Source organism: Methylobacterium sp. E-012, from assembly GCF_057836545.1.
In genome coordinates this window covers 3538287-3563392 of record NZ_JBYQEY010000001.1, presented here as the reverse complement: position 1 = coordinate 3563392, position 25106 = coordinate 3538287, and the positions used below count along the sequence as shown (strand labels likewise).

The 25106-nt window shown below is 70.1% G+C and carries 27 protein-coding genes; 1 reads left to right on the top strand and 26 read right to left on the bottom strand.

Annotation, left to right across the window (positions count from 1 at the left end; translation table 11 throughout):
• Window positions 1-14: 14 nt before the first annotated feature.
• The 18 genes from AC3IF1_RS17315 to AC3IF1_RS17230 form a co-directional block, all read right to left on the bottom strand.
• Complete coding sequence (locus AC3IF1_RS17315) at window positions 15-560, bottom strand: transglycosylase SLT domain-containing protein (RefSeq protein ID WP_243967373.1); 546 nt, start codon at window positions 558-560, stop codon at window positions 15-17.
• On the bottom strand, window positions 520-2067 hold the full coding sequence (locus AC3IF1_RS17310; protein ID WP_489218623.1) for a flagellar hook-length control protein FliK: 1548 nt from the start codon (window positions 2065-2067) through the stop codon (window positions 520-522). The genes AC3IF1_RS17315 and AC3IF1_RS17310 overlap by 41 nt, the downstream gene beginning before the upstream one ends.
• On the bottom strand, window positions 2064-3452 hold the full coding sequence (locus AC3IF1_RS17305) for a chemotaxis protein (protein ID WP_489218622.1): 1389 nt from the start codon (window positions 3450-3452) through the stop codon (window positions 2064-2066). Before AC3IF1_RS17305 ends, AC3IF1_RS17310 begins: the two co-directional genes overlap by 4 nt.
• On the bottom strand, window positions 3449-4753 hold the full coding sequence (locus tag AC3IF1_RS17300; protein WP_489218621.1) for a MotB family protein: 1305 nt from the start codon (window positions 4751-4753) through the stop codon (window positions 3449-3451). Before AC3IF1_RS17300 ends, AC3IF1_RS17305 begins: the two co-directional genes overlap by 4 nt.
• Before the next feature lie 2 nt (window positions 4754-4755).
• Window positions 4756-5382: a hypothetical protein gene (locus AC3IF1_RS17295; RefSeq protein ID WP_489218620.1), complete on the bottom strand. Its 627-nt coding sequence runs from the start codon at window positions 5380-5382 to the stop codon at window positions 4756-4758.
• Window positions 5382-7034, bottom strand: a complete 1653-nt coding sequence (gene fliF / locus AC3IF1_RS17290; RefSeq protein WP_489218618.1) for a flagellar basal-body MS-ring/collar protein FliF — start codon at window positions 7032-7034, stop codon at window positions 5382-5384. The genes AC3IF1_RS17295 and fliF overlap by 1 nt, the downstream gene beginning before the upstream one ends.
• A 170-nt stretch (window positions 7035-7204) precedes the next feature.
• Window positions 7205-8404, bottom strand: coding sequence for a flagellin N-terminal helical domain-containing protein (locus AC3IF1_RS17285; RefSeq protein WP_489218617.1), 1200 nt, complete (start codon window positions 8402-8404; stop codon window positions 7205-7207).
• A gap of 276 nt (window positions 8405-8680) precedes the next feature.
• Complete coding sequence (gene fliP, locus AC3IF1_RS17280; protein ID WP_489218616.1) at window positions 8681-9418, bottom strand: flagellar type III secretion system pore protein FliP; 738 nt, start codon at window positions 9416-9418, stop codon at window positions 8681-8683.
• A gap of 141 nt (window positions 9419-9559) precedes the next feature.
• Window positions 9560-10042 (bottom strand): flagellar basal body-associated FliL family protein, encoded by a 483-nt coding sequence (locus AC3IF1_RS17275; RefSeq protein WP_489218614.1) that lies wholly within the window; start codon window positions 10040-10042, stop codon window positions 9560-9562.
• Window positions 10043-10292: 250 nt separating this feature from the next.
• The gene (gene flgH, locus AC3IF1_RS17270; protein WP_489220406.1) at window positions 10293-11000 is read right to left on the bottom strand and encodes a flagellar basal body L-ring protein FlgH; all 708 of its coding nucleotides are present in this window, start codon (window positions 10998-11000) and stop codon (window positions 10293-10295) included.
• An 89-nt stretch (window positions 11001-11089) separates the two neighbouring features.
• The gene (locus AC3IF1_RS17265; protein WP_489218613.1) at window positions 11090-11734 is read right to left on the bottom strand and encodes a MotE family protein; all 645 of its coding nucleotides are present in this window, start codon (window positions 11732-11734) and stop codon (window positions 11090-11092) included.
• The gene (gene flgI, locus AC3IF1_RS17260) at window positions 11731-12831 is read right to left on the bottom strand and encodes a flagellar basal body P-ring protein FlgI (protein WP_489220405.1); all 1101 of its coding nucleotides are present in this window, start codon (window positions 12829-12831) and stop codon (window positions 11731-11733) included. Before flgI ends, AC3IF1_RS17265 begins: the two co-directional genes overlap by 4 nt.
• On the bottom strand, window positions 12831-13322 hold the full coding sequence (flgA, locus tag AC3IF1_RS17255; protein ID WP_489218611.1) for a flagellar basal body P-ring formation chaperone FlgA: 492 nt from the start codon (window positions 13320-13322) through the stop codon (window positions 12831-12833). Before flgA ends, flgI begins: the two co-directional genes overlap by 1 nt.
• A gap of 4 nt (window positions 13323-13326) precedes the next feature.
• Window positions 13327-14115: a flagellar basal-body rod protein FlgG gene (gene flgG / locus AC3IF1_RS17250; protein WP_489218610.1), complete on the bottom strand. Its 789-nt coding sequence runs from the start codon at window positions 14113-14115 to the stop codon at window positions 13327-13329.
• A gap of 73 nt (window positions 14116-14188) precedes the next feature.
• Window positions 14189-14521: a flagellar hook-basal body complex protein FliE gene (gene fliE / locus AC3IF1_RS17245; protein WP_489218609.1), complete on the bottom strand. Its 333-nt coding sequence runs from the start codon at window positions 14519-14521 to the stop codon at window positions 14189-14191.
• Window positions 14521-14934 (bottom strand): flagellar basal body rod protein FlgC, encoded by a 414-nt coding sequence (gene flgC / locus AC3IF1_RS17240; RefSeq protein WP_489220404.1) that lies wholly within the window; start codon window positions 14932-14934, stop codon window positions 14521-14523. The genes fliE and flgC overlap by 1 nt, the downstream gene beginning before the upstream one ends.
• Window positions 14934-15320 carry a flagellar basal body rod protein FlgB gene (gene flgB / locus AC3IF1_RS17235; RefSeq protein WP_489218608.1) on the bottom strand — a complete coding sequence of 129 codons (387 nt, stop codon included), beginning with the start codon at window positions 15318-15320 and terminating at the stop codon, window positions 14934-14936. The genes flgC and flgB overlap by 1 nt, the downstream gene beginning before the upstream one ends.
• A 249-nt stretch (window positions 15321-15569) precedes the next feature.
• Window positions 15570-16253 (bottom strand): response regulator transcription factor, encoded by a 684-nt coding sequence (locus tag AC3IF1_RS17230; RefSeq protein ID WP_489220403.1) that lies wholly within the window; start codon window positions 16251-16253, stop codon window positions 15570-15572.
• A 480-nt stretch (window positions 16254-16733) separates the two neighbouring features.
• Here AC3IF1_RS17230 and AC3IF1_RS17225 point away from each other — a divergent pair, with 480 nt between their 5' ends.
• Window positions 16734-19217 (top strand): heparinase II/III domain-containing protein, encoded by a 2484-nt coding sequence (locus tag AC3IF1_RS17225; RefSeq protein WP_489218607.1) that lies wholly within the window; start codon window positions 16734-16736, stop codon window positions 19215-19217.
• Between the two features lie 268 nt (window positions 19218-19485).
• On the opposite strand, the gene AC3IF1_RS17220 is transcribed toward AC3IF1_RS17225, so the two are convergent.
• The 8 genes from AC3IF1_RS17220 to flgD form a co-directional block, all read right to left on the bottom strand.
• Entirely contained in the window at window positions 19486-19935 is a 450-nt protein-coding gene (locus tag AC3IF1_RS17220) for a hypothetical protein (protein WP_489218606.1), read from the bottom strand.
• A 6-nt stretch (window positions 19936-19941) separates the two neighbouring features.
• A complete protein-coding gene (locus tag AC3IF1_RS17215; RefSeq protein WP_489218605.1) occupies window positions 19942-20277 on the bottom strand; it encodes a flagellar protein FlgN in 336 nt (111 codons plus the stop codon).
• A gap of 41 nt (window positions 20278-20318) precedes the next feature.
• A complete protein-coding gene (locus AC3IF1_RS17210) occupies window positions 20319-20795 on the bottom strand; it encodes a rod-binding protein (RefSeq protein WP_489218604.1) in 477 nt (158 codons plus the stop codon).
• Window positions 20792-21313, bottom strand: a complete 522-nt coding sequence (locus AC3IF1_RS17205) for a hypothetical protein (RefSeq protein WP_489218603.1) — start codon at window positions 21311-21313, stop codon at window positions 20792-20794. The genes AC3IF1_RS17210 and AC3IF1_RS17205 overlap by 4 nt, the downstream gene beginning before the upstream one ends.
• Window position 21314: 1 nt before the next feature.
• A complete protein-coding gene (gene fliR, locus AC3IF1_RS17200) occupies window positions 21315-22061 on the bottom strand; it encodes a flagellar biosynthesis protein FliR (protein ID WP_489218602.1) in 747 nt (248 codons plus the stop codon).
• 6 nt (window positions 22062-22067) lie between these two features.
• Window positions 22068-24158, bottom strand: a complete 2091-nt coding sequence (gene flhA, locus AC3IF1_RS17195; RefSeq protein ID WP_489218601.1) for a flagellar biosynthesis protein FlhA — start codon at window positions 24156-24158, stop codon at window positions 22068-22070.
• A gap of 227 nt (window positions 24159-24385) precedes the next feature.
• Window positions 24386-24652: a flagellar biosynthesis protein FliQ gene (gene fliQ, locus AC3IF1_RS17190; protein ID WP_489218600.1), complete on the bottom strand. Its 267-nt coding sequence runs from the start codon at window positions 24650-24652 to the stop codon at window positions 24386-24388.
• A gap of 21 nt (window positions 24653-24673) precedes the next feature.
• On the bottom strand, window positions 24674-25090 hold the full coding sequence (gene flgD / locus AC3IF1_RS17185) for a flagellar hook assembly protein FlgD (protein WP_489218599.1): 417 nt from the start codon (window positions 25088-25090) through the stop codon (window positions 24674-24676).
• Between the last annotated feature and the right edge of the window lie 16 nt (window positions 25091-25106).

Sequence of the window (25106 nt, the reverse complement as noted above, 5' to 3'; positions counted from 1 at the left end):
TCCGCCGCTCGGCCTCACCGGCAGAACCGCGCCGCGGCCGGCGTCCACTGCCCGAAGCCCGTCGCGACCATGTTGGTCATCACCCGGCAGACATAGACCCTCTGCGCCGCGTCGTTGTGCGGCCCGGCATGGTAGCGCGCCACCGCCAGCGTCCAGCTGCCCTCCCGCTGCTTCAGCGCCCGGAGGAATTGCGTCGCGTAGTCGACATTCGCGTGCGGGTCGATCATGGCCTCGACCGAGCCGAACTTGCCGCCGTGGTAATGGTGGTTGATCTGCATGCAGCCCAGGTCGATCAGGCGCGCGCCCCTGCGCCGCGCCTCCCTGAAGCGGGCGATCACGTCCCCTGGCCCGGTCGCGAAATAGGCCGCGCCCTCGATGTTCATGGCGTAGGGCTGGAGGGAGCCGCGCTTGCCCGTCTCCGCGAGACCGACGGCGTAGAGCACGCCGAGGGGCACGCCGTAGCGCGCGGAGGCGCGGCCCATCTCGGCCTCGCAGACATTTGCCGCCGCCGGGACCGCGCTACAGATAAACGCCGCCGTCGCGAGGACGTATCGTGTCATCTCCCCGCTCTCCCTCCCGTCTGCCGGCGGCCGGACCCTGGTCCGCCTGTCGCTGCCTGTCCCCGCCCTGGCCCGGTCGGGCGCCCCCGGAAAAGCCGGGCTGCCCCTGCGCGGGGGCGTTGCCGGAAAAGCCCCCCGCCTCGGCCGGGCGCGCCTGGGCGACGGTGACCTCGGCCTGGTAGTTGGCCTGCTTCAGCAGATCGGTGAGGATCGCCGCGTCCCTGTGCAGGAGGGCCGCCGTCTCGGGCTGCGAGGCGCGCAGGTGCGTTTCGAGCTGGCCGTTCGTGAGCCGCAACTCCACCGTGACGGTCCCGAGATCCTCCGGCCTGAGCTGTATCCTGAGCACGCGCACCGGACCGTCTGGGCCGGTCCGGACCGCCGGATCGGCCTGGACCCGGGGTGCCGAATCGGTGGCGGCGGCGCGGTCGATCTCGTCCTTGATGGCCGCCGCGATCGTCGGCAGGGCGCCGGCGGGCAGGCTCGGTGCGGTCCCGTCCAGCCCGGTCGGGCCGGGGGCGTCCGCCGCCTCGGATCCCCCGGCGGAGGCAAGCCCCGTCCTGGCGATTCCCGTGATCGCACGGGTATCCGCGAGGGCGGTGACATCCGCCTTCTCCAGTCCGGCACCGGCCGCCCGGGCCGCCGCACCGGCGGGATCGGGGGCCGGTGCGCCCTGGTTCTGGGGCAGGCTCAGGGCTTGCGCCCCGGGCGCGGCGGCGACCAGCTCCGGCAACCCGGCCCGGTTCGGTTGAGGCTTGGTGGCGGTCAGCGCCGGCGATCCGGCCTGGGCGGCTTGCGGCCTAGCCCCGGTCCCGTCCACGGAGGCCGGGGCCGGCGGTGTGGCGAGCGCCGGGGGGCGCAAGATCGGCTTCGCGACGACGGGCTTGAAGTGGACCGCCCGGTCGAGCACCGCGACCTTGGGCAGGCGGCCCGGATCGATCCCCTCCGGCCGCGCGGTCGCCGTGTTCGCCGCCCCCAGGATGGTTCCGGCCGCCGGGAGCGCTCCGGAGCCGGCGGTCGCGGCCGGTGCGGAGGCGGCCGTGCCGATCGCGGCGGCATCGCCCCCGGTGGCCCCGACCGCCGCTGCGCCCGCGGTTCCGGGACGGCTCTTCGCGTCGCCCGCCGTGGCGGCCGCCGGAGCGCCCGCCGGCCCCCCCGCCGTGGGGGCCGCGGGAGCGCCCGCCGGTGTCACGGCGTTCAGGATGTTGGCGAGGATCGCCGCTGTCGCGTTGGCCGCATCGGCTGCGGATGGCGGCGCTGCCAAGAGTGCCTGGGCCGCCGGCACGGACTCGGCCGTCCCGGCAATCCCGTCCGGCTCGGCCGCCTCACCGGTGTCGCTGTCGCCCCGGGGGGCCGCCGGCCGGCCCGAGGCCGCGCGCAGGGCGGCCGAGAAGCCCCGCTTGGCGCCCGTTTCCGGCGCGTTCGGGGCGTCGGCCTCCGATTGCGGGGGCGACACGTCCCGATCGGGTTGCGGGATCGCCTTCTGGACCGTGGCGGAGATCGGGTTCACGGGTTCGCCTTCCTCAGAAGCAGATCGATCCGGTCGATCATGGCCTGGGCCCGGGGGATCAGCTTGGCGGGCTCGTCGGCCGCCGCCGCGGCCTGCGCCGGCTTCGCCGCGGCGGTGTCGGCCTCCGGCAGGCCGGGCTTGCCGGTGAGCCCCCGCCGGATCTCCTCGGCCGTCGCCAGGGCGGTATCGAGGAGGAGGGTGTCGCGCCGCGGCAGCCTGGACCTGTCGATGGCTTTCAGGGTCCGCAGCCCGGATTGGAACGTCGCCAGGCTCACGATCTCGGCGGCGGCCCGGTAGAGCCGCGCCTGGAGCGCCTCCGGGCTCTCGGGGGGGCAGAGGGCGAAGGCCCGGTCGGCGGCCAGGAGGGCCGAGCGCGTCTTGCCCTCCTGGATCGCCGTGCGGGCGATCAGCAGGTACAGGTCCTTCCGGCTCTCGGGGCCGAGCTCGTCCAGGATCCGGCCGAGCGCGGCGAAGCGCCCCTCGTCCTGGCCGAAATCCAGCTTCGTCAGCTGATAGGCGAGGCGCTGGCGGAAATTCCCCGCGTAGATCGAGTGCGGGAAGCGGCGCAGGTACTGGATCGCCAGGGCCTCGAACTTTTTCAGGTCGCCCACCTGCCCGAGGGTGAAGATCTCGCGGCGCAGGGCGCCCTCCTCCGACAAGGTCCCCGGCAGGAGCAGGCGGACCTGATCGAGCAGAGCGATCGCCCGGATCGGGTTCTCGGTCACGGTGAGCGACGCCTGCGTGAGGCCGATCGCGGCGGCCAGCGTCAGCGGCAGGCCGGCGATGTCGACGTCCTTGAGCAGGCGGCTCGCCTCGGCCTCCCGCCCCTCGACGTAGGCGAGCGCCCCGCGCGCGAGCGTCGCCTCGGGCTCGCCGAGACCCTCCTGCTTGGTCAGGCGCCGCAGGATGGCCGGGCCGCCGCCGCTCAGGGCGAACACGATGGCGGCCTGGAGATTGTGCGGATCGGTCCAGACCTCCGGGGCCGCACCCAGGAGATCCGCGTTGATCCGGGCGATCACCACGGGCTGGCCCTCGTGGGCCGCCAGGGATCCCGTGGCGACCCGATCCTGAAGCAGCTGCAGCGTGCGCACCCACGCGACCGGCCCGTCCTTGCGGGGCTGCGCCTCCGCGGCCGGCGCGGGGGACGGCCCGGGATCGGCCGGCAGGGGATTGGCGGCGACCGGATTGGCGGCCACCGGATTGGCGGCCACCGGATTGGCGGCCACCGGATTGGCGGGCGCGGCATCCGGCTGTGCCGGGCGCTCCGCCTGCGGAGCCGCGGCCGGCGCAGGGCCCGGTTCCGCGGCGGCCGGTCCCGGAAGCCCGGTGACGAGAAGAAGGCCGGTGACGAGAAGGCCGATCAGGCCAGGCAGGGACCGCCTCATCCCGGAGACGCCTGAAGCAGGATCTCGATCCGCCTGTTCTCGGGGGCCTTCGGATCCGTTGGATTGCGCGGCATCCGGTCGGATGCCCCCTCGACGCGCCAGATCCGCCCCTCGCCGATCCCGGCCCGGGTGAGCATGTAGGAGGCCATGTGGGCCCGCGCCGTCGAGAGCCGCCAATTGTCGTAGACCTCCGAGCGGAACGGACGGCTGTCGGTATGACCGCGGACGATGATCCGGCCCGGTCGCCCGGCGAGCGCCTTGGCGAGGCGCTCCATGGCCCGTACCATCTCCGGCCGGGGCTCGGCCGAGCCCACCGCGAACATGCTGAAGGTCAGGTCGTCCGTCACGTTGATCAGGAGCCCTTCCGGCGTCCCCTGGACCTCGACATGGGGACCGGGCGCGCTGGGCGGGAAGATCCTGGCGATCTCGGCCTTCAGCGCGGCCTGGGCCTCCGCCTGATTCTGGCCGATCCCGTTCGCCGACGCGCCCTCGGCCTTGACCTCCCCCGCCCCGGCCGCCGCCGTCTTGACCGCGCCCGATTGGGCCTCCCCGGACTTGGTCTCGACTACCTTGGTCTCGCCCGCCTTGGTCTCGCCCGCCTTGGCCTCGCCCGTCTTGGCCTCGCCGATCTTGGCGTCCCCCATCCTGGCATCCCCAGCCTTGACCTCGCCTGCCTTGACCTCGCCCGGTTTGGCGTCGGTGACCCCGGCGGCGCGGGCATCGGGCCTGGTCCGCTCCGGCGGCGGCGTGATCCCGGTGGAGGCCGGCCGGTCGGCCTTCGCGGGCGACAGGGTGGTGACTTGCCAGTAGAGCGGGTCGAACGGATCGCGCGGGGCGTCGCCGCCGCGCCGGCCCGCTTCGCCCAGATCGCCGATCGTGGCGCTCTGCGGCTTGTCCGGCTCGGCCTCGGCGGCGAGCGTCGCCAGGACCGTGTAGGGATCCTGGAACAGCTCCCGTTCCCGGGCCACCGATCCCGGCGGCAGGGCGCCGCCCTTTTCCCGCCCGCTCGCCTCCGATTCGCCGTCGCCGTGGCTCGCGGTCGGATCCGCGGCGGCGGGCTGCGCATCGTGCACACCCTTCCGGACCGGCAGGGCCTCGGACAGGCTGATCGGATTGAAGTAGTTGGCGATACTGGTCTTGGTCTCCTCGTTCGAGGCCTTGATCAGCCACAGCACGAGGAAGAGCGCCATCAGGGTCGTCATGAAGTCCGCCAGGGCGATCTTCCAGACACCCCCGTGATGGGCGTGTTCCTCCTCGGCCGCCCGCCGGACGATGATGATCTCGGAATGGCCGTCGGCCATGGTCAGCCCTCCTCGATCAGGGCTGCCACGCGCGCCCCCCAGGCCCCGAGCCGTGTCTCGACCACGGTTCCGTTCAGCCGGATGCGCAGATCGGGGCTGCCGTCGGCGGTGACGGTGAGGCGGCCGGGCGGCAGGTCGAGGCGCTGCGCGAGCGCCGCGACGAGATCCGCCGGACCGGTCACCGCGAGGGTCCCGGCCTGGTCGTCCGTCACCAGGGCCGCGAGCGTCGCGTGCAGCTCGTGGATCGCCTCCCGCCGCAGGGCCTCCGCCAGGAAGGGCTGGAGGACCCGCGCCAGGCTCTGCGCCAGGCGCTCCTCCAGCGCCCGGACCTGCTCGGCGAAGGCGCTCGCCAGGGCCGCGGATTCGGCCTCGACCCAGCGCTGCCGGGCCTCGGCGAGCGCGGTGGCTGCGGCCTCCCGCGCGGCCGCGGCGTGCGCCTGCGCCGCCTCCCGGGCCCGCGCCTCGCCCTCCCGGCGGCCCTCCGCCCGGGCGGCGGCCGCGACGGCGTCGAGATCCGGCGGCGGCGGCGCGTCCGGCTCCGCGCGCTTGGGAGCCAGCGCCGTGAAGGTCGAGGAGGATCGCTGGCCCGTGCCCGAGAAGACGGTCCAGACCGGGGGCGTATCCGCCATCACGCGGCCTCTTCGCGGGTGAGCCATTGCTTCAGGATGTTGGCGACCTGCTCCTCATCGAGCTCCACCAGCTGTTCCAGCCTGCGGACCGGCGAGCGGGCCATCTGATCGGTCAGATCCTCGATCAGGTTGGGCGGGGGCGCCGCCGCGGCCAGCTGCGCCGCCTGCAGCGCGTCGAACGCCGCGTCCTCCTCCGGCGTGGCCAGCGCCAGTTCGGTGCTGATCTCGGGTGAGCGCGCGAGGATCGCGTTGACGGCCGGACGCAGGCCGAACCAGATCAGCAGGCACCCCACGATCAGGATCGTGGCGGCGTTGATCAGCGTGCCGGACTGGCGCATCAGCACCTCGCCGAAGCCGAGGGTCGGGACCGGGGCGAGCGGCTGGCCGTCGTTCAGGAAGCTGACCGCCGCGACCTTGATCTGGTCGCCCCGCCCCTTGTTGAAGCCGGAGGCCGAGGCGACGAGCTGCTCGATCTCGGTGATCTGCGGATCGAGGTCGACCTTGGCCCCGTCCTTGGCGCCATCCTTGGCCCCGCCCGCCAGGGATTCGAGCCGGGTCCGGTTCACCAGAACGGCGACCGACAGGGTCCTGACCGAGTAGCCGTCGCTGACGGTCTGCACCGTCTTCGACGAGACCTCGAAATTGGACAGCTCCTCGCGGCGCTGGCTCTCGGAATTTGAGCTCTCGTTGCCCGAGGACTGGACGTTCTGGCCGGGCAGGTTCTGCTGCGCGGTGGTCGGCTTCTGCGGCGCGCGGTTCTGCGAACTCTCCGTTTCCTTGACGGTCCGTTGCGAGCGCTCGACCTTTTGGTCGGGATTGAAGATCGTCTCGTCGGTCTTGGTCTTGTCGGTGTTCAGCCGCGCGACGACGCTGACCTCGAAATTGTTCGGCCCGAGATAGGGGGTGAGCGTCCGGCGGATGTTGTCCTGGATCTCCCGGTTAATGGTCTGTTCGAGGGTCGCCAGGCGGCCGGCCGGCGCCGTGGTGGCGTCGTCCCCCGCGAGCAGGACCGTCCCGTCGGTGTTGAGAACGGTCACCTTGTCGGGCTTCATCCCGGGGATCGCGGCGGCCACGAGCTGCCGGATGGCGGGGGCGACCGTGGGATCGTTGGCCGGCTCCGTGCGCACCACCACCGAGGCCGAGGCGGGTTGCTGCTCCCGGCGGAACGAGCCGGGATCGGGCATCACGATGTGGACCCGGGCCGCCTTGACGCCCTTGAGCGTCTGGATCGTGCGGGCGATCTCACCCTCCAGGGCGCGGACCCGGGTGACGTCCTGCATGAACGAGGTCAGCCCGAGGGAGCCCAGGTCGTTGAACAGTTCGTAGCCGGCCTTCCCGCTCTGGGGCAGACCCTTCTCGGCGAGCAGCATGCGCGCCTGCGCGGTCTGCCCGTAGCTGACCAGGAGTGCGGTCCCGTCCGCGCTGACGTCGAAGGGGATCCCGGCATCCTTGAGCGCGGCGCCCATGCGGGTCACGTCATCGCGGCTCAGGCCGGCATAGAGGGTCTCCCGCAGGGGGCGGCTCAGATAATAGGCGCCCAGGCCGACGGCCAGGAACACGGTGAGCCCCACCAGTCCCAGGGCGATCAGCCGCCGGGGACCGAGCTCCAGGATGTTGTTCCACAGCTTCTCGAGGTGCGCGCGACCGGGCATCGACGGGACTCAGACCTCCACCGCAGGGGCTTGGCGCCAGGGTGGCGCATCAATCTTGTGTGGGGATGGCGACGCGCGGGGCGCCGCCGCGACGAAAAAGGCCGCGCGCCCGAAGACGCGCGGCCGGCATCCGCCCGGGGGCGGATGCGGTGTTCGCTGAGCGGTCGAACTTACGACCGGAACAGGCTCAGGATCTGCTGCGTGCTCTGGTTGGCGATGGAGAGCGACTGGACGCCGAGCTGCTGCTGGACCTGGAGGGCCTTCAGCTTGGTCGACTCGTCTTCCATGTCCGCGTCCACCAGGATGCCGACGCTCTTGTCGTTGTTCTTCATCAGAACGTCGACGAAGTTCGACTGCGTCTGGATCTGGGCCTGCACGGCGCCGAGCTTGGTGGCGACGTCGGTGATGTTGCTCAGCACCTTGTCGGCCAGGTTGACGTAGGCGCGCAGCTTGGACAGGTCGGTGTTCTGAATCGCCCCGATGTCGATCTTGTCGACGCTCAGCGAGTAGCTCTTGTAGAGGCCGTTCTCGTCGGCACCGAAGACGGCATATTCCTTGTTGAGGATGCCGCCCGTGCCGTCTGCGCCCGCCGTGGCCGTCCCGCCGGTCGCGGCAGCCGTGTTCGCGGCCGTGACGGCGGTGTCGAAGGATGCCTTCGCCGTGTTGTAGTCCTTCTGCGCCGCGGTGTAGGTCGCGAGGGCACTCGTGCCCTTGTCGCTGGCGTTGAACGCTGTCGTCGCCGTGTCGTAGCTCGTCTTGGCGGCGGTGTAGGTCGCAACGATGCCGCCGGTCGTGCCGGAATCGACTGCGCCGGTACCGGTCGAGCCGGCCGAGAACTTGGCGTCGTAGAGCTTCGTCTCGTCGGCGTTGACCGTCACGGTGCCGACCGAGATCTGACCCTGGACGCGGCTGAACGACGCGACGATCTTGCGGTTGGCCGTGTAGTTGCCCGAGCCCGAATCGACGGCGAGCCAGTTTTCACCGTTCGTCGCCGCGCTGGAGGCGACGGTCCGAAGGTCGTTCTGGCGGGCGGCGATTTCGGTCTGGAGCTTGTTGCGGTCGACGTTCGGGTTCAGGGCCGCGGTCAGGCGGTTCTTGATCTCGAGGAACGAGTTCTTGACGTTCTCGAGACCCGAGACGGCCGCGTTCACGGTCGCCAGGCCGAGGCCGATGGCGTCCTTGACGGCGCCCAGCGAGCCGTTGTCGGCGCGGATGGTGGTGGCGATCGACCAGTAGGCGGCGTTGTCGGAGGCGGTCGCCACCTTCTGGCCGGTGGCGATGCGGTTGCTGGACTGCTCGAGCGACTGGTTGGTGGTCTTGAGGGTGGTGAGCGCCGTCATCGCGGCGGTATTGGTCAACAGACTCGACATGAAGATGTCCCTTCGTCAGTTACGGAAGTGGGACATGCCGGATTTTCACCGGTATGGCAGCGCGGCGTCATGCCTTTGATCCGTCGTGCTGGGCACGGGGACTAATCTGCCATCGATAGCGGGCCCGAAACATCGCAGCGCCTGCGTCGACGCCGCAAAATTCTTCGTTCCGACACTGATGAGATGAAGCAATCCAAGACCTGAGTCAACACGCGTTTCGAAATTCGGATCGCGAGTCTGAAAAGTTTGCCAATTTTGCCATCGAATTGAGGTATTTCAAAAATAGGATCTGACCAAACCACTGATTAGCATATTCCACCCGTCAATCAGGACGAAGAACAGGATCTTGAACGGTAACGAGATCACTGTGGGCGGCAGCATCATCATGCCCATCGACATCACCAGCACGGCGATGATCATGTCGATGACCAGGAAGGGCAGCGCGATCAGGAAGCCGATCTCGAATCCCCGGCGCAACTCGGAGATCATGAAGGCCGGGATCAGCACGCGCAGATCGGTCCGGCCGCCATCCGGCGCGTTGGGGAGATTGGCCGCCGCGATCTCGGCGAAGGTGTCCAGGTCCTTGGGGCGGACATGGGCCAGCATGAAGTCCCGGAACGGCGCGGTCACCTTGGCGAAGGCCTCCTCCTCGGTGATCCTGTTCTCGGTCAGCGGGCGGACGCCGTCCTGCCACGCCCGGTCGAAGGTCGGTCCCATGACGTAGAAGGTCATGAACAGCGACAGGCTGATCAGCACGAGGTTGGCCGGGGAACTCTGCAGGCCGAGGCCCGACCGCAGGAACGACAGGGCGACGACGAATCGCGTGAAGCTCGTCACCATGACGAGGAGGCCCGGCGCGATCGACAGCACGGTCATCAGCGCGATGACCTGGATCATCCGCCCGCTGATCGACCCGTTCCCCGGCGGCAGCACTTGGTCGAGGCTGAAACCCTGGGCGCTCGCGGCCGTGGCGACGAGGAGCAGCGGGCCCGCCAGAAAAACGCGACGCAGCATGGCGTGACCGGTCCTGATGTTCGGCGGCCGAGACGGACATCCCGAAAGATGGCCGCCGGCCTTCGGGGAAAGACGATGACCGTCGGAGACTCGGCGTCCGGTCCCGGGACGGGCGCCCGCGGGCGGGACCGGCCGGTCGACCTACTGGACGACGAGGGATTCGATGAAGAAGTCGCGGACCTGGCCCTTGCTGCGGATCTGGACCCGCTCGGTCAGGTCCTCCCGCAGGTGGCTCAGGCCGCTCGGCCCCTCGATCTGGGCCAGGGACACCGTGCGCAGGTAGCCGATGATATCCTGGCGGATCTCGGCCGCCATGGCCTGCGGGTTGGCGAAGGCCCCGGTCTTCACGACGACCGACGATTCGAGGCGGATCCAGACGTCGCTCGGGGTGGCGAGATTCGTCACCACGGGGCCGAGACTCGTCAGGGTCGATCCCGCATCGTAGGTGATCACCCGCTGCACGTTCTCCTCCTCGGCCTTCTTCCGCTCGTCCACGGCCTGCTCGACCCGGTTGATCATGTAAAGGCCGCTCGCACCTCCGACCCCGACCGCCAGGATCGTGAGAACCGCCAGGAGAATCAGCCAGCGGAGCTTGGAGCGCTCGGTCCCCGAATCTGAAGCCATGGATCGTCCCCGTCTCGGCGAGACTGCGCGCGCCTCGAAGAAAAATTGTGCGCCCCGTGATCCGGGATCGGATGTCTCGGTTTCAAAAGGTCCGTGACCTTTTGCGGGTGCAGGGCCGAGCCCTGCCGGGGGGCGAAGCCCGATCCGAAGCTTCGGCCCCGAACCCGGCCAGAGGCCGTGCGGCCCTTTGGAACCCCATGATCCGGCGTCGATGCGCGACGATGTCCCCGTGCGGACCCGCGGAGACGCTCTAGAACGGAGAGACGAGATCGTAGACCTGCTGGACCACGGCGGGCTGCTGGACCTCCATGAGACGTCCGCGGCCGCCGTAGGAGACCCGCGCCTCCGCGATCTTGTCGTAGTCGATGGTGTTCCGGCGCGAGATGTCCCGCGGCCGCACGATGCCGGCGATGTTCAGCACGCGGACCTCGTAGTTGACGCGCGTCTCCTGCGATCCGCTGATCATCAGGTTGCCGTTGGGGAACACGTGCGTGACCACGGCCGCGATGGAGAGCCGGAGCTGCTCCTTGCGGTCGATCGTGCCCTGCCCCTTGGCCGAGGTGTTGCCGTTGACCTCGTAGTGGTTCTTCGATTCCGTACCGATGCCGAACAGGTCGTACTGGAAGTCCAGGCTCGACTTGACCCGCGAATCGCGCGACCGGTCCGTGGAATTGTCGAACTGGGCCTTGTCGTTCATCGCGACCATCACGGTCAGCACGTCGCCGACATTCTTGGCGCGCGGATCCTGGAACAGGTCGGCACTCTGCTGGGCCCAGGTCGAATGGTAGCCCTGCGCCTGCGACGCGACGGCCAGGGGCGGCACCGCGTTGTGGCTCGGGTCGATGCCGAAGCCCACGGGGCTCAGGGGCGGCGCCTTGCCGATCTCCTGGATGGGCGTGGCGCAGGCGCCCAGCGCCGCGAGCGCCGCGATGGCGGCCAGAGCCGCGCCCGATCGCACGGCGACCCGGAGCGATTCCGGACCTGTGCCGCCGCGCGCGCCCGTGCCCGAACCCGGGTTCCCCTGCGCTGGCAGGCGCTCGAGCCGCTTCATCCTGACTTCTCGCTGTTCTGCGGGCGACGGTCCCCCGTGTCCGAGCGCGGCTCGGGGGGGGGCTTGGTCGCCTCGTCCGGCCTGAACGGCACCGGATCCTTCGGGGGCGTGTTGGTGATGACGTTGGCCAGGCGCGCGGCCCGGCCGGGATCCATCTCGTTCATGATCGCGCTGGCCGCGCGCGGATCGAGGCGGGTCAGGATCGCGGCCGCCGCCTCGCTGTCCATGGCGGTCAGTTGCTGGGACGCCGCCTCGGGGCGCATCTTGGCGTAGATCGCCGTGACGCTCTCGTCCGCCTTGGCGAGGAAGGCCTGCCGCCGCTTCAGCCACGTCTCGTACTCGGCACGCTTGGCTTCGAGCTGGCCGATCCGCGCCTCGACATCCTTGCCGAGCGCCGTGAGCGTCTCCTTCTGCCAGGTGAAGCGGGCGTCGGCGGCGGCGTTGGCGATGCCCGCGCAATATTGCGACGGCTGCGCCTCCTCCGCCTTCGCCTCGGCCGGCTTCTGCTGGGCCGCCGCCCGGGCGGCCGGCAGGGCGGCGGCGACCGCGACCGCGAGGCCGAGCCAGCCGCCGCGCCGGCGGCCGCCTGGGCGGCGCCGATCGTCCCCGCCGCTGCGGCTCTGCTGGACCGGGCCGGTCATTGGATCACCAGCTCCGCCTGAAGGGCGCCTGCGGTCTTCACCGCCTGGAGGATGGCGATCACGTCCGTCGGCTTCATCCCGACATTGTTCAGGCCGCGAATCAGGGTCTGCAGGTCGGGACCCGAGACGATGGCCAGGCGGCCCAGCTGCTCGGCCGCCTGGATGTCGGTCCGGGGCACCACGGTCGTCTGCCCGTCCGAGAACGGGGCCGGCTGGGACACCTGCGGCGTCTCCGTGATGCGCACCGTGAGGTCGCCATGGGTCACCGCCACGGTGGAGACCTGGACGTTCCGGCCGATCACGACGGTGCCGGTCCGCTGGTCGATCACCACCTTGGCGGGGATGTCCGGCTGGACCTGCAACTCGCCGATCTCCGCGACGAACCGCGTCCGCCCGACATGGCCGGGGCGGGACAGCACAACGGTGCGGTAGTCGCGCGGGCTCGCCGCCCGGTGCCCGTATTTCTGCAGCGTGTAGGCGTTGATCGCGTCGGCGATCAGGACGGCGGTGTGGAAGTCCGGGTTCTTCAGTTCGAGCGACATGCCCGGCAGGTCCCGGAACGTGCCCGCCACCGCGCGCTCCACCAGGGCGCCGTTGGGGATCCGCGCCGCCGTCGCCACCCCGGAGATCAGCGATTCCGCCTGGCCGGTGGCGCTGAAGCCCGAGACCAGGAGGGCGCCCTGGGCGACCGCGTAGACCTGCCCGTCGCCCCCCGAGAGCGGCGTCATCAGCAGGGTGCCGCCGCGCAGGGAGGTGGCGTCGCCCATGGAGTTGACCGAGACGTCGACCCGCGAGCCCGGCTCGACATAGGCCGGGAGATTGGCCGTCACCATCACGGCCGCGACGTTGCGGGTCCGCAGGCGCTGGTCACGCACGTTGATGCCCAGCCGGTCGAGCATCGACTGCAGGGATTGCTCCGTGAACTGCGAGTTGCGCAGGGTGTCCCCGGTGCTCTGCAGCCCGGTCACCAGCCCGTAGCCGACGATCTGGTTGTCGCGGACCCCCTGGAGCGACGCGATGTCCTTGATCCGCGTCGCCGCCGCGGGGGCCGGCCAGAGGCCGAGTGCGGCCAGGAGGAGGAGGGCCAGCCTGCGCATCACGGCTGCCCCGTCCGCACCCGGCCGTCGGGCTGGACGACGCCCTGGACGATGCGCCCCGTGGCGGTGTTCCGGACGCTGACCGGCTCGTTCACCGTCGCGTTCGCCAGGGCGGTGCCCAGGGTCGAGATCTCGACGCCGTGCTCCTCGAACAGGATCGTGGTCGGCGCGCCGCGGGTCACGAGCTTCGCCTCCTCGAGGGCGATCGACGGGATCGCCTCGCCGGGCAGCAAGGTCCGCCGGGCGATCCGCCCGACGGCCCGCGCCGCCGAATCGACGGCCGGAAGGCGCGGCCTGTAGTTCTCCGGAAACGCCTGCTCGCGCAGCATCGTGGGCTTGATCACGTCGCCCGCGTAGATCGTCGCCACCGGGACCGGCAGCGTCTGCTCCGCCGCCACGGCCGGGACCGGGCCGGGGCCGAGCGCCCAGACGGCACCCAGAGCCCGGGCGATCCGCGCCGCGATTCGCACGGGGCGAGCGTCTCGGGTCATGATCTTAGCGGATGCCCTTCGAGATCGTGCCGGCCATCTCGTCCGCCGCCTGGATCACCTTCGAGTTCATCTCGAACGCCCGCTGGGCCGAGATCAGGTTCGTGATCTCCCGGACCGGATCGACGTTGGACGTCTCGAGATAGCCCTGCTCGACCTTGCCGAAGCCCGGATCGGCGGCGAAGCCCGTCACCGGCAGGCCGGAGGCCGCCGTCTCGCGGTACAGGCCGTTGCCCAGGGGCTCGAGCCCGGCATCGTTGGTGAAGTTGGCGAGCTGCAGCTGGCCGATCGTCTGCGGCAGCTGCTGTCCGTCGACCTTGACCATCACTTGGCCGGTCTCGTTGATCATCACGTCGATGGCGTTCTGCGGGATGATGATCGCCGGATCGACGCTGTAGCCCTCGGCCGTGACCAGGCGCCCGTCGGCGTTCTTGTTGAAGGAGCCGGCGCGCGTGTAGTTGATCTCGCCGTTGGGCATCGTGACCTGGAACCAGCCGCGGCCGTTGATCGCCAAGTCGAGGGGGTTCGTCGTGTTGGTGAGCGGGCCCTGCCGGTGCAGGTTCCGGATCGCCGTGTTGCGGACGCCGAGGCCCAGCATGGCCCCCTCGGGGATCGCCGATTCGCCGGCCTGGATCGGGACGCCCGCCGGCCGCTCGGCCTGGTAGATCAGGTCCTTGAATTCCGCGCGCGCCGCCTTGAAGGCCGTCGTGTTCAGGTTCGAGATGTTGTTGGCGATGACTTCGACGTTCAGCTGCTGGGCGTTCATGCCCGTGGCCGCGATGGCGAGCGCTCTCATGATCAGGTCCTTGCGCCGGAGAGGGGGGTGATCCGTGTGCCGGCGGCGCGCGGACCCGGGGCGGGCAGCCGCGTCAGATCGCCATGCGGACGATTTCCAGGTAGGCGGCGACGACCTTGTCGCGGACCGCCACCGCCGTCTGGAGCGTCTGCTCGGCCGACATGACCGCCTGGACCACCGCCTGGGTCGAGGCGGTGCCCTGGATCCCCGCGATCGCGGTCGCTTCGCCGGTCTTCACGGTGTCCCGCATCTGTCCGGCGACCTGCGTCATGAGATCGCCGAAGGTGGCGGCCCCCGCCGTGGGGGCCGTCTGCCGGACTCCCGGCATCGTCAGGCCGAATTCGCCCGGTCCGAAGACGGAGGTCTTGTCGGTGGTGCTGGCGAGGGCTGCGAGGGACTGGATCATCACGGCCTCAGGAGTTCGATGATGCTGGCGACCATCGAGCGGGTCTGCTTGATCATCTGCAGATTGGCCTCGTAGGAGCGGTTGGCCTCCCGCATGTCGGCCATCTCGATCAGCATGTTCACGTTCGGCAGCTTGACGTTGCCGTTCTGATCCGCCGCGGGATTTCCGGGATCGTACTCGACCCGGAACGGCGCCTTGTCCTCGCCGATCTGCCGGACCGACACGGCCGCGGTCCCCGAGGCCCGGTCGAGGGCGGTGCGGAACGTGATCGTCTTGCGGGTGTAGGGATCCGAGCCGGCGGTCTGCCCCGTCGACTGGGCGTTGGCGATGTTCTCCGCGATGACGCGCATGCGCTCGGATTGCGCGCCCATGCCCGAGCCGGCGATCCGCGAGGAGGCGACCAGGGGATCGATCATTGCCCGGACTTCACGCTCGTGGCCAGCATCCGGTTGAAGGCCTTGACGATGCCGCCGTTGAGCGCCTGGTCCCGGCTCACCTCGCCGGCCTTCATCAGCTGCTCCTCGAGATTGACCGAATTGCCGGAATGGACGACGTCCCAGCCGTCCGAGGCGGCCGCCCGAGCGGGACGCGCGCCGGGGCCGTCGATCTCCAGATGGCCGGTATGCGTCGCCGCCATCGACAGCGCCGTCTTGTTCAGCACCTCCCGGAACGGGGTCAGGTCCCGGGCCTGGTAGCCCGGCGTGTTGGCGTTCGCGACGTTCCCCGAGATCACGGCTTGGCGGGCCGTGAGGTGCTGCAGCTGGCGGGCTGCGAGATTGAACAGAAAGATCGGGTTCATGACCTGTCGGCTTTCCGGCTTGGCAAGGACGGCGGCAGGGCCGCCCCCGAATCGGGGAGCGGATCCCGAGCCGCTGCATTGGGATGGCGGTCCGCTGCAGCGTGACAATTGCCTGTCGGCGGAACTTTGCGCGGGCTGTCTTGTCCGAAGCTTGCGGTGACGTGCCGCCGGCCCCTCGAACCCGTGCATGACGGTGGGTCTGTCCCGGCCCGCCGGACGCCCAGGCCGGGCGAAGCCGGCACCGGCCGGTCAGTTCACGAAGGCGTATCCGAGATAGCGCCGGACCTCGATCGGATCGAAGCTCAGCTTCTGCCGGAGCTTCTTCCGAAGCTTGCTGATGTGCCCCTCGATCACGCTCTCGTCCACGTCGTCGGTGAAGGCGCCGTAGACCGCGTTGAACACCTGCTCCTTGGTCATCCGGCGCCCCCGGTTCCGGACGAGGAACTCCAGGATCTGCCGTTCGCGGCGCGGCAGGGCGATCTTCTCCCCGTCGATGTCGGGGTCGCGGCCGTCGAAATACACCTTCAGCCGCGCGGTCCGATCCAGCACGGTCGCGTCCTTGGTCGCCTGGCGCTGCGAACGCCGCCATACGGCCTCGGTCCGGGCGAGGATTTCTCGGACATGAACCGGCTTGCGGACGACATCGTCGATGCCGGCTCTGAAGAGCTGCAGCGTCTCGGTCAGGCAGCGCGTCTCGATCATCGCGATGATCGGCGCGCGGGATCGCTTCTGGATCAGATCCGCCCAGTCCGAGCGCTGCTCGCAATCGCCCAGGAGGAATCCCTGCACCGCGTCGATGTCGCTCGACGGGGCGGATTGCAGCCACTCTTCAAAATCCGCCGACAGCAATCCGACCGAAGAGACGCCTTCTCTGAAAAAGCTCGCTACGTATCCATCCGTAACTATCGGCCTTTCGTCGACAATGACGTACATTGTCAGCAGTCTCCTTCCATTTCGATCCGTAGATCTGATGTGAATAACGCTCTGAAAGACATGACTCTTAACTGCGGGTGCACGGTGACGTAAGTCATCGATCGGGTCAAGAATTTGGCCGGCGTCTTGACCGCCAAGCGCAGATGTAAAGTCCGACAAAAATTCAGAATCCATAGCAATCTTGAGCGCATTTTGACGAAAACTTTATAGGAAATCATCGACCCTGGACAACGTAGCTTCAAAATGCTGCGGTATCGGCTCGTGCGGTTGCGTGCCGCGCGCCGCGATCCGGTTTTGCGAGAATTGCCCGATCCGATGCACGAACATCACGCTATGGCGCCCGCATCGGTGCGGGCGGACGCGAGCGCTGCGCGTCCCGCGGATTCGGACCCCGTCGTCGGCAATCGGAATCGCTGGTCCCGGGCGGCCTTCTCGTTTCCGGGCCTCACCGCCGATCAATGGTATGAGTTCAGCGCATGCATGCTCTGCGCATCCACCGAGGCGGCCTCCGCCGCCAAGGACTTCGTGGCGATCGGCTTCGCGTTCCTGGCGCAGGACCGGTCCGAGGTCGATTTCGCGCATGTCCCGGGGCTGGCCCGGACCTCCATGGATGCGCACGGGGACTGGCTCGCCGGGCCCGCCGCGGCGGGCCAAGGCGGCCGCGCCGTCCCCGTCCGGCGCCGCTTCTACCTTCCGGCCCCGGCCGCGGAGGTGACCGTCGTCATCCGGAGCTGGCGCAACGCGCAGCCGTTCCGGATCATCGACGCGGAGATCCGGCCGGCGGCGCCCGGCGCGTCGCTCCCGGCGGAGGCCGCCGGACCGCCGCCGCGCCGGCTGACGCGGGACGGCCGGATCGTCCTCGGGACCAAACCGGTCTGGTTCCGGCACGGCCTCGTCCCGGGGCGACCGCTCGTCTTCAAGGGGCAGGTGATCGCGCGGGGACGGACCGAGGGCGCCCTGGCCCGCCTCGCCTTCCGGGATGCCCGGGGCAGCCCGATCCCGCCCCCCTACCCCGACACGATGGCCACGGTGGCGGTTCCCGCCTTCCTGGACATCCCGGTGCATCGGCAGGCCTACCGCTTCACCCTGAAGGTCACGCCGCCGCCGCAGGCCGCGACGCTGGAGATCGGGTTCGCCGCCTGGGACGCGGATGCGGATCTCGCGCTGGCCGGCGCGCCGGACGTGCTGCTCGACGACGATCTGCGGCTGGCGGATCTGGCGGACGACGCGGATCCGGGCGCCGCGGCGTTCCTGGCACGGCTGCTCGGCCGCCTCGGCGCCCCCCGGCTGGGGGGCGCCGAGGCGGCGGCATCGATCCGGCCATACCTCGATCGCGCCGCCCTGGCGGAGGGGCCGTCACCGCTGCGCAGCTTCGCCCGTCTGCGGGACGGACCCGATGCCTGCGCCTTCGCCGCGGGCGCCGTCCGGATCGCGGCCCACCCCGATTGGCCGCTGCCGGACGTGCCGGACTGGGCGGCCGATCCGTTCCGCTCGCGCGCCTGGCGCCTGGCGTTCCAGTCCCTGGCCTGGGCCTGCGCCGCCGCCGCGGGCTCGGACCCCGGGATCCGCGCCCGCGCGGTCGCGGTCGCGGTCGCCTGGTCCCGGGCCAATCCCTGGGGCCGGCCGGCGGATGGGCTGAGCCTGCATCCCGCCTGCATGGCGCTGCGCCTGGAGGCGATGCTGGGCCTGCTCGGCGCCGCGCAGGCGGCGGAGCCGTCGGACGCCGCCGCGGTCGAGATCCTGGGCGGCGAGGTCGTCCGGCATGCCGGGGCGCTGGCGGAGATCCTCGCCCAGCACACGGTGGCGGGCTCGCCGCTGGAGGTCCAGGTCGCCGCCGCCCTGCTGGCGGCGGGCCTCGCCCTCCCGTCCTTTCCCATGGCGCCGCACTGGACCGGCCTCGCGGTGAACGCCCTGGAGCGCGGCTTCGCGGCGCTGATCGATCCCGAGGGGGGCATCGCCGAGCCCTCCTATCACCGCAGCCTGGAGATCCTCACCCTGGCTCTCGTCCTCGTGCCCGTCCTGGCCGCGCGGCCCGCGCTCGCGGCCCTGGCCGGCCTCCTGGACGCGCGCGTCCCGAAGGCCTGGGCAAGCCTCGCCGCCCTGTTCGAGCCGGACGGCGCCCTGCCCCCGTTCGACGATGCCCCCGACCAGACCGACGGCGCCGGCTGGCTGAGGCGGCTGGCCGCGTCGCGGGCGCGTCCCGCGGCCGCCGCGGCCGCATCGCCGCCGGGACCGGTGGGCGGCGGAGCGTCCGCCCCGGTCGGGGCGGTCCGGCCCGGCGCGCTCAGCCTGCGCCGGCCGGGCGACGGCACCGGATGGTCCGCCTTCACGGCGGATTTCTCCGAGCAGGTTCATCCGCAGGACCATCGGGACTGCACGGCCTTCACCTTCGCGGCGGGGGGCCTGCGCTGGATCACGGAGGGGGAGGGTCGGCACCTGCCGGCGGCGCGGGCACACAACGTCGTCGTTCCGGATGGCCGCGAGCCCGGGGCGGGCGCGGGCTTCGCCCGGCCGCCGGTCCGGCTGGGCGAGGCCACCCTGCACCGCATCGCGACCAGCGTGCATGGTCCCGATTACCGGCACGGCCGGGCCTTCGTGCTGCTGGAGGATCTCTCCGGCTTGGCCGTCCTCGACGGGTTCGTCACCGGGGACCGCCCCCTCTCGGTCGAAGGCTCCCTGCACTTCGACCCCGCCGTGGCGATCGCCCTCGACACGACCCGGCGCGTGTTCGCCCTGCACGGCGAGCGGCGGCTGCACATCGTGCCCCACGCGATCGCCGGCCGGTTCGACGACCTTGCGGCGGGCCGCACCTGGACCGGGTCCCGGGGGCCCGTGCTGCGCTACGGCCTTTCGGGCGTGCGCAGCGTGGCCGGCGGTCTGCTGATCGCCGTGTCCCCGGAGAGCCTGAACCGGCTCCTGCGCGCGGTCGAGGCGGAGGCGGTCCGGCGTACCTTCGCAGAATGAGCCCTGCGCGGCGCCGGATACCCGACTGCCGCATCCGATCGGCGCGCCTCGTCCCGGGGCGGATCGCGGATCGTGTCCCGCAGGCCCGCGACGGAGCGCGGCTCGCGTCCCGGTTTCAAAAGGTCCGTGACCTTTTGCGGGGGCCGGGCAGAGCCCTGCGCTCGGGGGCTCCGCCCCCGAACCCGGCCAAAGGGCCGCAAGCCCTTTGGAAACCCATGATCGGGGGTCGATGCGCGGCGATGTCTTCGTCAGACTTCGAAGACGTGCTCTAGCTGCGAATGTCTTTCTTCGTGACGAAGTTGAAGTTCTCGACCATCACGTCCTTGACGATGTCTGAGCCCAGCCGCTCGTTGACGCGCCGCTTGATCTCCTCCAGGCGCTTGTTGATGTCGTATTTCTTGAGATTGCGGAAGTCGAGGTCGCCGTCGCCGTAGATCTGCCGGAACGATTCGTCCATCACGAACGGTGCCGGGGTGACGCCCATGCCCTTGATCAGGTGCGAATCGGCCGTGAAGATCATCGTGGCCATGACGTAGCCCTGGACGTTGCCCTCCGCGATGATCGGGATGCTGAGGGGGCGCAGCTTCTGGTAGGTCAGGCCCTCCAGGTACTCCTCGGCCTTCGGCTTGGGAAAGGCCGGCATCCAGGTGATCACCGCGAAGCTGGACAGGACCGTGATCGCGCAGATCCAGAGGCCGGTGATGACGATGCGGGCCACGGGCGGTCACTCCTGATAGCGCAGGCCGGCCGAGTAGGTGCCGTCGGATTCCGCGCTCTGGATCATGGTCGAGACGATGTCGGAGACCTCCTGCATGGCGCGCAGGTGGATGCCGAGGAGTTCGTGGTTGCGCCTGAGCTTGGCGCGGACCCGTTCCAGGCTGTCGATCTCCGGGGGGCTGAGCTGCGTCGCATCCACCGCCCGCCCGAGGCGCGCGAGCTCCACCAGGCTCTGGCTCTTGCGGCGGTTGAAATCGTCCTGATCCCGCAGATCGTGCGCCGTGAGCGCGTCGGTCTCGGCATCGATGATGGCTTCGAGGCGGCTCAGGGATGACAGCAGCATGGTCCGTGTCCGTGGGGGAGGCGTGGGCGGCCGGGCCGGCCTCAGGCCGCGGGAGTCCGGCGGCCCGGTGCCGGCTGCCCGGCGCCGGGATGCGCGGCCTCGATCATCCGGGCAATGCCGATGCCGCCGGCCTTGGCGAGCTGGGCCCCGAGCTGCTCGGCCAGCATCGACTTCCAGATCGACCCGGCATTGCCCTTGCCGAAGACCGCCGAGGCCCCCTGGGGCAGCATCGATTCGACGAAGCTCTGCAGGATGAAGGCCTCGAATTGCTGGGCCGGTTTCCCCTTGGGACCGGGGGCCGCGAGGGTTGCGGCGGTCCGGAAGCGGGTCAGCACGGTGTCGGCGCTCGGCTGCGCGAAGGCGGAGACGCCCCCATGCGCGGCCGCGGCCGCGCCGAGCGCGTCGGCGAAGGTCGCGGGCGAGCCCTCCGTGAGCTTGGTCACGGCGGCCTGATAGCGGGTCGGATCGGCGGCACGCGCCACGTCGAGGACGATATCGGAGGGCGGCTGGACGCTCACGGCGCGCTGGTATCCGGAGGGCTGGGCCCGCGTCCGGTCCGGTCTTCGGGGCCGACCGGATCCGTCGCGGGTGTGGGCACGAGGGGTTCGTCCGGTAGGCTATCCGGTCTGGCTGGCGGGAGGCTTGCCGCTGCGGCGACGCCGGCGGACAGGAGATCGAGCCGCTCGGCCCAATCCTGCTTCTCCCGAGAGCGCTGGTGCGCGTCTTCGAGGCGGCCGACCCACTGCTCGGTCCGCTTGTGCTGCGTGGCCCGATCCAGGAGCTGCCGCGCGGAGACCGCCCGTTCGGCGCGCAGCCCCTGCGCGGTGACCGCGAGCCTCTTCAGGCGATCGAGCGCCGTCGCACGGAGCGGCTCGTGAAACGCCGACGCTTCGTTGAGGGCGCGAATCAGATCGGCCTGGGCGGTGTCGGCCGCCTGGACCCGGCGCTCCGCGACGGCGAGTTCCCGCTCGGCGAGCTGGCGCATCCGGTCCTGCAGGCGGAGGAGCCGGGTGGCCCGGCGGAGGCGCGTCCGCATGTCAGCCCCGCTTCAGCCAGTGCTCGTAGGCGAGCATGAACTGCACGAGCATGTCGTTGGAGAGGACCATCAGCAGGAGCAGGCCGCCGAACAGGACGAACGGCGTCGCGATGAAGAAGACCGGGATCTGCGGCGTGAGCTTGTTGGCCAGACCGAGGGCGAGGTTCACCATCACGGAATAGACGATGAACGGGCTCGTCACCCGCAGGGCCATGACGAAGGCCTCCGTGATCCGGTCGACGAAGCCCGCCAGCATCGGCCCCGAGCCGAACGGGGTCCCGGCCGGGATGCGGTCGTAGGAGGCGACGAGCCCGCGGAACAGCTCCCAGTGGAGGTCCAGGACGAAGATCAGGATCGTCGCCGCCGTCATGATCAGCGAGCCGGCCAGCGAGGCCCCCTCGGTGTCGGCGACCGGGTTTCCCGGGATGCCCCCGAGACCGATCATCGTCGCCAGGCCGGTCGCCATCGTCTCGAGGGCGAAATAGAAGGCCCGGCCGAAGAAGCCGATGGCGATCCCGGTGAGCGTCTCGCATCCGATCCACCACAGGGTGTCGGCCGGCGCGGCGTTGCGCAGCTGCGCGCTGAACTTCGGCAGCAGCAGCGGCGCCACCGCGAGGGTCACCGTCAGGGCGATGAACAGGCGGACGCGCTGCGCCACCCGCGTGCTCGACAGGCCCGGGGCGACCATCAGGCAGCCGCCGACGCGGCAGAAGATCATGAAGACGCCGAGGATCGTCTCGGGACTCATCCGGGGTCAGGAGATCGTGCCGAGGGACTTGATCTCGACGCCCCGGGCGATCTCGACATGCGACAGCACGGCGATCGTCGGGAAGAGGCGCTCGATGATCATCCGCACGTAGCCGCGGACTTCCGGCGCGGTGACCAGGGCGAACTTGTGGGACGATTTCATGTGCGCCCGGATCGCCTCCGAGGCCTCGACGCCGAACTGCTCGATGAGCCGCGGATCCATGTCGATCTCCGCCACGTCGCCCTTGGCGTCGCGCTTGAGCGCCTGGTGGAAGCTGAGATCCCAGCGGCTTCCGAGGCGCAGGACGCTGAGCACCCCGTTCTCGGCGATGTCGCCGCAGATCTGCTGCGCGATCCGCAGCCGGACATGCTCGGCGATCTGCTCCGCGCGGCGCGCGTGGGGGACGATCTCGGCGATGGCCTCGATGATCAGGTGCAGGTTCCGGATCGACACGCGCTCGGCCAGCAGCAGCTTGAGCACCGCCTGCAGGCCCGAATACGAGATCTGCGACGGGCAGATGTCGTCGACGAGGCGCTTGTATTCCGAATCGAGCCGGTCGATCAGCATCCGCAGATCCTTATAGGACAGGAGCTGCGGCAGGTTGTTGCGGATGACCTCGCTGACATGGGTCAGCATGACCGAGTTGCAGTCGATGGGGCTGAATCCCTCGCGCTTGGCCTCCTGGGCGTAGGCGTCCGGCACCCAGACGGCCCGCATGCCGAAGGCCGGCTCGCGCACCTCCTCGCCGGTGATGGTGGGCAGCGGCCCGTCGCCCACGACGATCAGCATCTCGCCGGGCCGCACCTGCTGCGCGGCGACGACGGTCCCGTGGATCGCGATCTCGTAATTCTTGCTCGGGACGGTGTGCGATTCGACGAGCTTGATGTCCGGGACAACGAACCCGTATTGCTGCGCGAACTTGCGGCGCATCCGGCCGACCCGGTGGGCCAGTTCCTGCTGGGCGCTCTGCATCTGCACCGCGAGATGCTTGCCCAGGCGCAGTTCGATCTCGGCGGTCTTCAGGGATTCCTTGACGGCCTCGCTCTCGCGGTTCTCCAGGAGGCGCTGCTGCTCCTTGACCTGCGCCTCGGCGTCGACCTTCGATTGCGCTTCGGCGATGCGGCGCGGGACCAGATAGGCGACGGTGCCCATCAGGACGCTCAGGAGCGCGAAGGGCACGAACGGCATCCCGGGCATGATCGCGAAGACTGCCATCATCCCGGCGGCGACGAACAGCGCCCGCGGATAGGCGCCGAGCTGGCCGAGGACCGCCTGCTCCGCCGTCCCCCGCGTGCCGCCCTTCGAGACCAGCAGGCCCGCGGCCAGGGACACGATCAGCGCTGGGATCTGCGCGACGAGGCCGTCCCCCACCGAGAGCTTGGTGAAGACGTCGGCCGCCTTCGCCAGCGGCAGGCCGTGGCGGGTGACGCCGATGATGATCCCGCCGAAGATGTTGACCGCGATGACGATCAGGCTCGCGACCGCCTCGCCGCGCACGAATTTCGAGGCGCCGTCCATGGAGCCGAAGAACGCGCTCTCCTCCTCGAGCTCCCGCCGCCGCTGCTGGGCCGCCTTCTCGTCGATCAGGCCCGCCGACAGGTCGGCGTCGATCGCCATCTGCTTGCCGGGGATCGCGTCCAGGGTGAAGCGGGCCCCGACCTCGGCGATGCGGGTGGCGCCCTTGGTGATCACCAGGAAGTTCACGGTGATCAGGATGGCGAAGACCACCAGGCCGATCACGAAGTCGCCGCTCATGACGAATTGCGAGAAGCCCTGGATCACGTGGCCGGCCGCGTCGATGCCCGCATCGCCGTTGGCCAGGATCAGGCGCGTCGTCGCGATCCCGAGCGCGAGACGCAGGAGGGTCGCGATCAGCAGGATCGTCGGGAAGGACGAGAATTCGAGCGGCTTCTGGATCCAGAGCGCGACCATCAGGATCAGCACGGACAGCGCGATGGAGAGCGCCAGACCGATGTCGATCAGCACGGCCGGAACCGGCAGGAACAGCACCGCGAGGATCGCGATGATCCCGAGGGCGAACCAGACATCCCGCCGGACTCTGCCGTCCGGCGCGAGCGCTTCTACGGCCGCTGCCACGCTCTCAATCCCCTCCGTGTCGAGGCCGCTTCTGGACCATCAAGCTTGCGCCTGGATTGCGTCTGCGGCGGCCGCGCCGCCGCAGGGGAGACCGGTTCGGCGCGGGCGCGCGCGTCACATCAAGGGCTGGGAGCCGTTCCCCGTCGCGACGCGATCGGGGGCGGCTCCCGCGTTTCGACCCGCATCGTCCTCGTCCGACAGCCGGCCGCCACCGTTCGGGACGATGCCTAGAAGCCGGAGACGATCCGCCCGTAGACCATCTCGGTGAAGGCGTAGATCTGGCCGCCGACGAAGGATCCGGTGACGATCATCACCACCAGGACGACCACGATCTTCGGCACGAAGGTGAGGGTGACTTCCTGGATCTGGGTCAATGCCTGGAACAGGGCGATCAGGACCCCCACGACCATGGCGGCCGCGACCGCCGGCCCGGAGGCGACGATGATCGTCCAGATGGCGGTGCGGACGAGCTCAAGCGCGTCGATCTCGTTCATGGTGTCGGCGCGGCCCGGCCGCTACGAGACGGTCATGTCGGGCTCGTACGGGACATCCTTGCCGGTATCGAGATGCGCGACCAGCCCGTCCTTGGTCATCTGAACCGCGGTGACCGTCCCGGTGGTCTTCTGGTCCGCCGAGGTGACGGTGTGGCCGATGAGGTTGCCGGCCTGGGACATGGCCGAGGACGCGAGCAGCGCGTCGAGCTTGCTGTTCGTGTTGACGCTCTGCTCGACCTGCGAGAACGTCGCGAGCTGGCCCATGTAATCCGTCGACTTCATCGGATCGGTCGGATTCTGGTTCTTCATCTGAGCCAGGAGGAGCTTGAGGAAGGTGTCGTAGTTCAGCGTCGTCTGCTTCTTCGCGGTCGCCGTCGCGGTCGTCGCGCCCGTCGACGTGTTCGCGTATACGGTGCTGGTGGCTGGCGGTACGGACATGATTCAACCTCGATCC

Excerpts from the sequence above, each read along its gene's own strand:
- AC3IF1_RS17315 (WP_243967373.1), bottom strand. The coding sequence starts at position 560 with ATGACACGATACGTCCTCGCGACGGCGGCGTTTATCTGTAGCGCGGTC.
- AC3IF1_RS17305 (WP_489218622.1), bottom strand. The coding sequence starts at position 3,452 with ATGAGGCGGTCCCTGCCTGGCCTGATCGGCCTTCTCGTCACCGGCCTT.
- AC3IF1_RS17300 (WP_489218621.1), bottom strand. The coding sequence starts at position 4,753 with ATGGCCGACGGCCATTCCGAGATCATCATCGTCCGGCGGGCGGCCGAG.
- AC3IF1_RS17295 (WP_489218620.1), bottom strand. The coding sequence starts at position 5,382 with ATGGCGGATACGCCCCCGGTCTGGACCGTCTTCTCGGGCACGGGCCAG.
- fliF (WP_489218618.1), bottom strand. The coding sequence starts at position 7,034 with ATGCCCGGTCGCGCGCACCTCGAGAAGCTGTGGAACAACATCCTGGAG.
- AC3IF1_RS17285 (WP_489218617.1), bottom strand. The coding sequence starts at position 8,404 with ATGTCGAGTCTGTTGACCAATACCGCCGCGATGACGGCGCTCACCACC.
- fliP (WP_489218616.1), bottom strand. The coding sequence starts at position 9,418 with ATGCTGCGTCGCGTTTTTCTGGCGGGCCCGCTGCTCCTCGTCGCCACG.
- AC3IF1_RS17275 (WP_489218614.1), bottom strand. The coding sequence starts at position 10,042 with ATGGCTTCAGATTCGGGGACCGAGCGCTCCAAGCTCCGCTGGCTGATT.
- AC3IF1_RS17265 (WP_489218613.1), bottom strand. The coding sequence starts at position 11,734 with ATGACCGGCCCGGTCCAGCAGAGCCGCAGCGGCGGGGACGATCGGCGC.
- flgI (WP_489220405.1), bottom strand. The coding sequence starts at position 12,831 with ATGCGCAGGCTGGCCCTCCTCCTCCTGGCCGCACTCGGCCTCTGGCCG.
- flgA (WP_489218611.1), bottom strand. The coding sequence starts at position 13,322 with ATGACCCGAGACGCTCGCCCCGTGCGAATCGCGGCGCGGATCGCCCGG.
- flgG (WP_489218610.1), bottom strand. The coding sequence starts at position 14,115 with ATGAGAGCGCTCGCCATCGCGGCCACGGGCATGAACGCCCAGCAGCTG.
- fliE (WP_489218609.1), bottom strand. The coding sequence starts at position 14,521 with ATGATCCAGTCCCTCGCAGCCCTCGCCAGCACCACCGACAAGACCTCC.
- flgB (WP_489218608.1), bottom strand. The coding sequence starts at position 15,320 with ATGAACCCGATCTTTCTGTTCAATCTCGCAGCCCGCCAGCTGCAGCAC.
- AC3IF1_RS17230 (WP_489220403.1), bottom strand. The coding sequence starts at position 16,253 with ATGTACGTCATTGTCGACGAAAGGCCGATAGTTACGGATGGATACGTA.
- AC3IF1_RS17225 (WP_489218607.1), top strand. The coding sequence starts at position 16,734 with ATGCTCTGCGCATCCACCGAGGCGGCCTCCGCCGCCAAGGACTTCGTG.
- AC3IF1_RS17215 (WP_489218605.1), bottom strand. The coding sequence starts at position 20,277 with ATGCTGCTGTCATCCCTGAGCCGCCTCGAAGCCATCATCGATGCCGAG.
- AC3IF1_RS17205 (WP_489218603.1), bottom strand. The coding sequence starts at position 21,313 with ATGCGGACGCGCCTCCGCCGGGCCACCCGGCTCCTCCGCCTGCAGGAC.
- fliR (WP_489218602.1), bottom strand. The coding sequence starts at position 22,061 with ATGAGTCCCGAGACGATCCTCGGCGTCTTCATGATCTTCTGCCGCGTC.
- fliQ (WP_489218600.1), bottom strand. The coding sequence starts at position 24,652 with ATGAACGAGATCGACGCGCTTGAGCTCGTCCGCACCGCCATCTGGACG.
- flgD (WP_489218599.1), bottom strand. The coding sequence starts at position 25,090 with ATGTCCGTACCGCCAGCCACCAGCACCGTATACGCGAACACGTCGACG.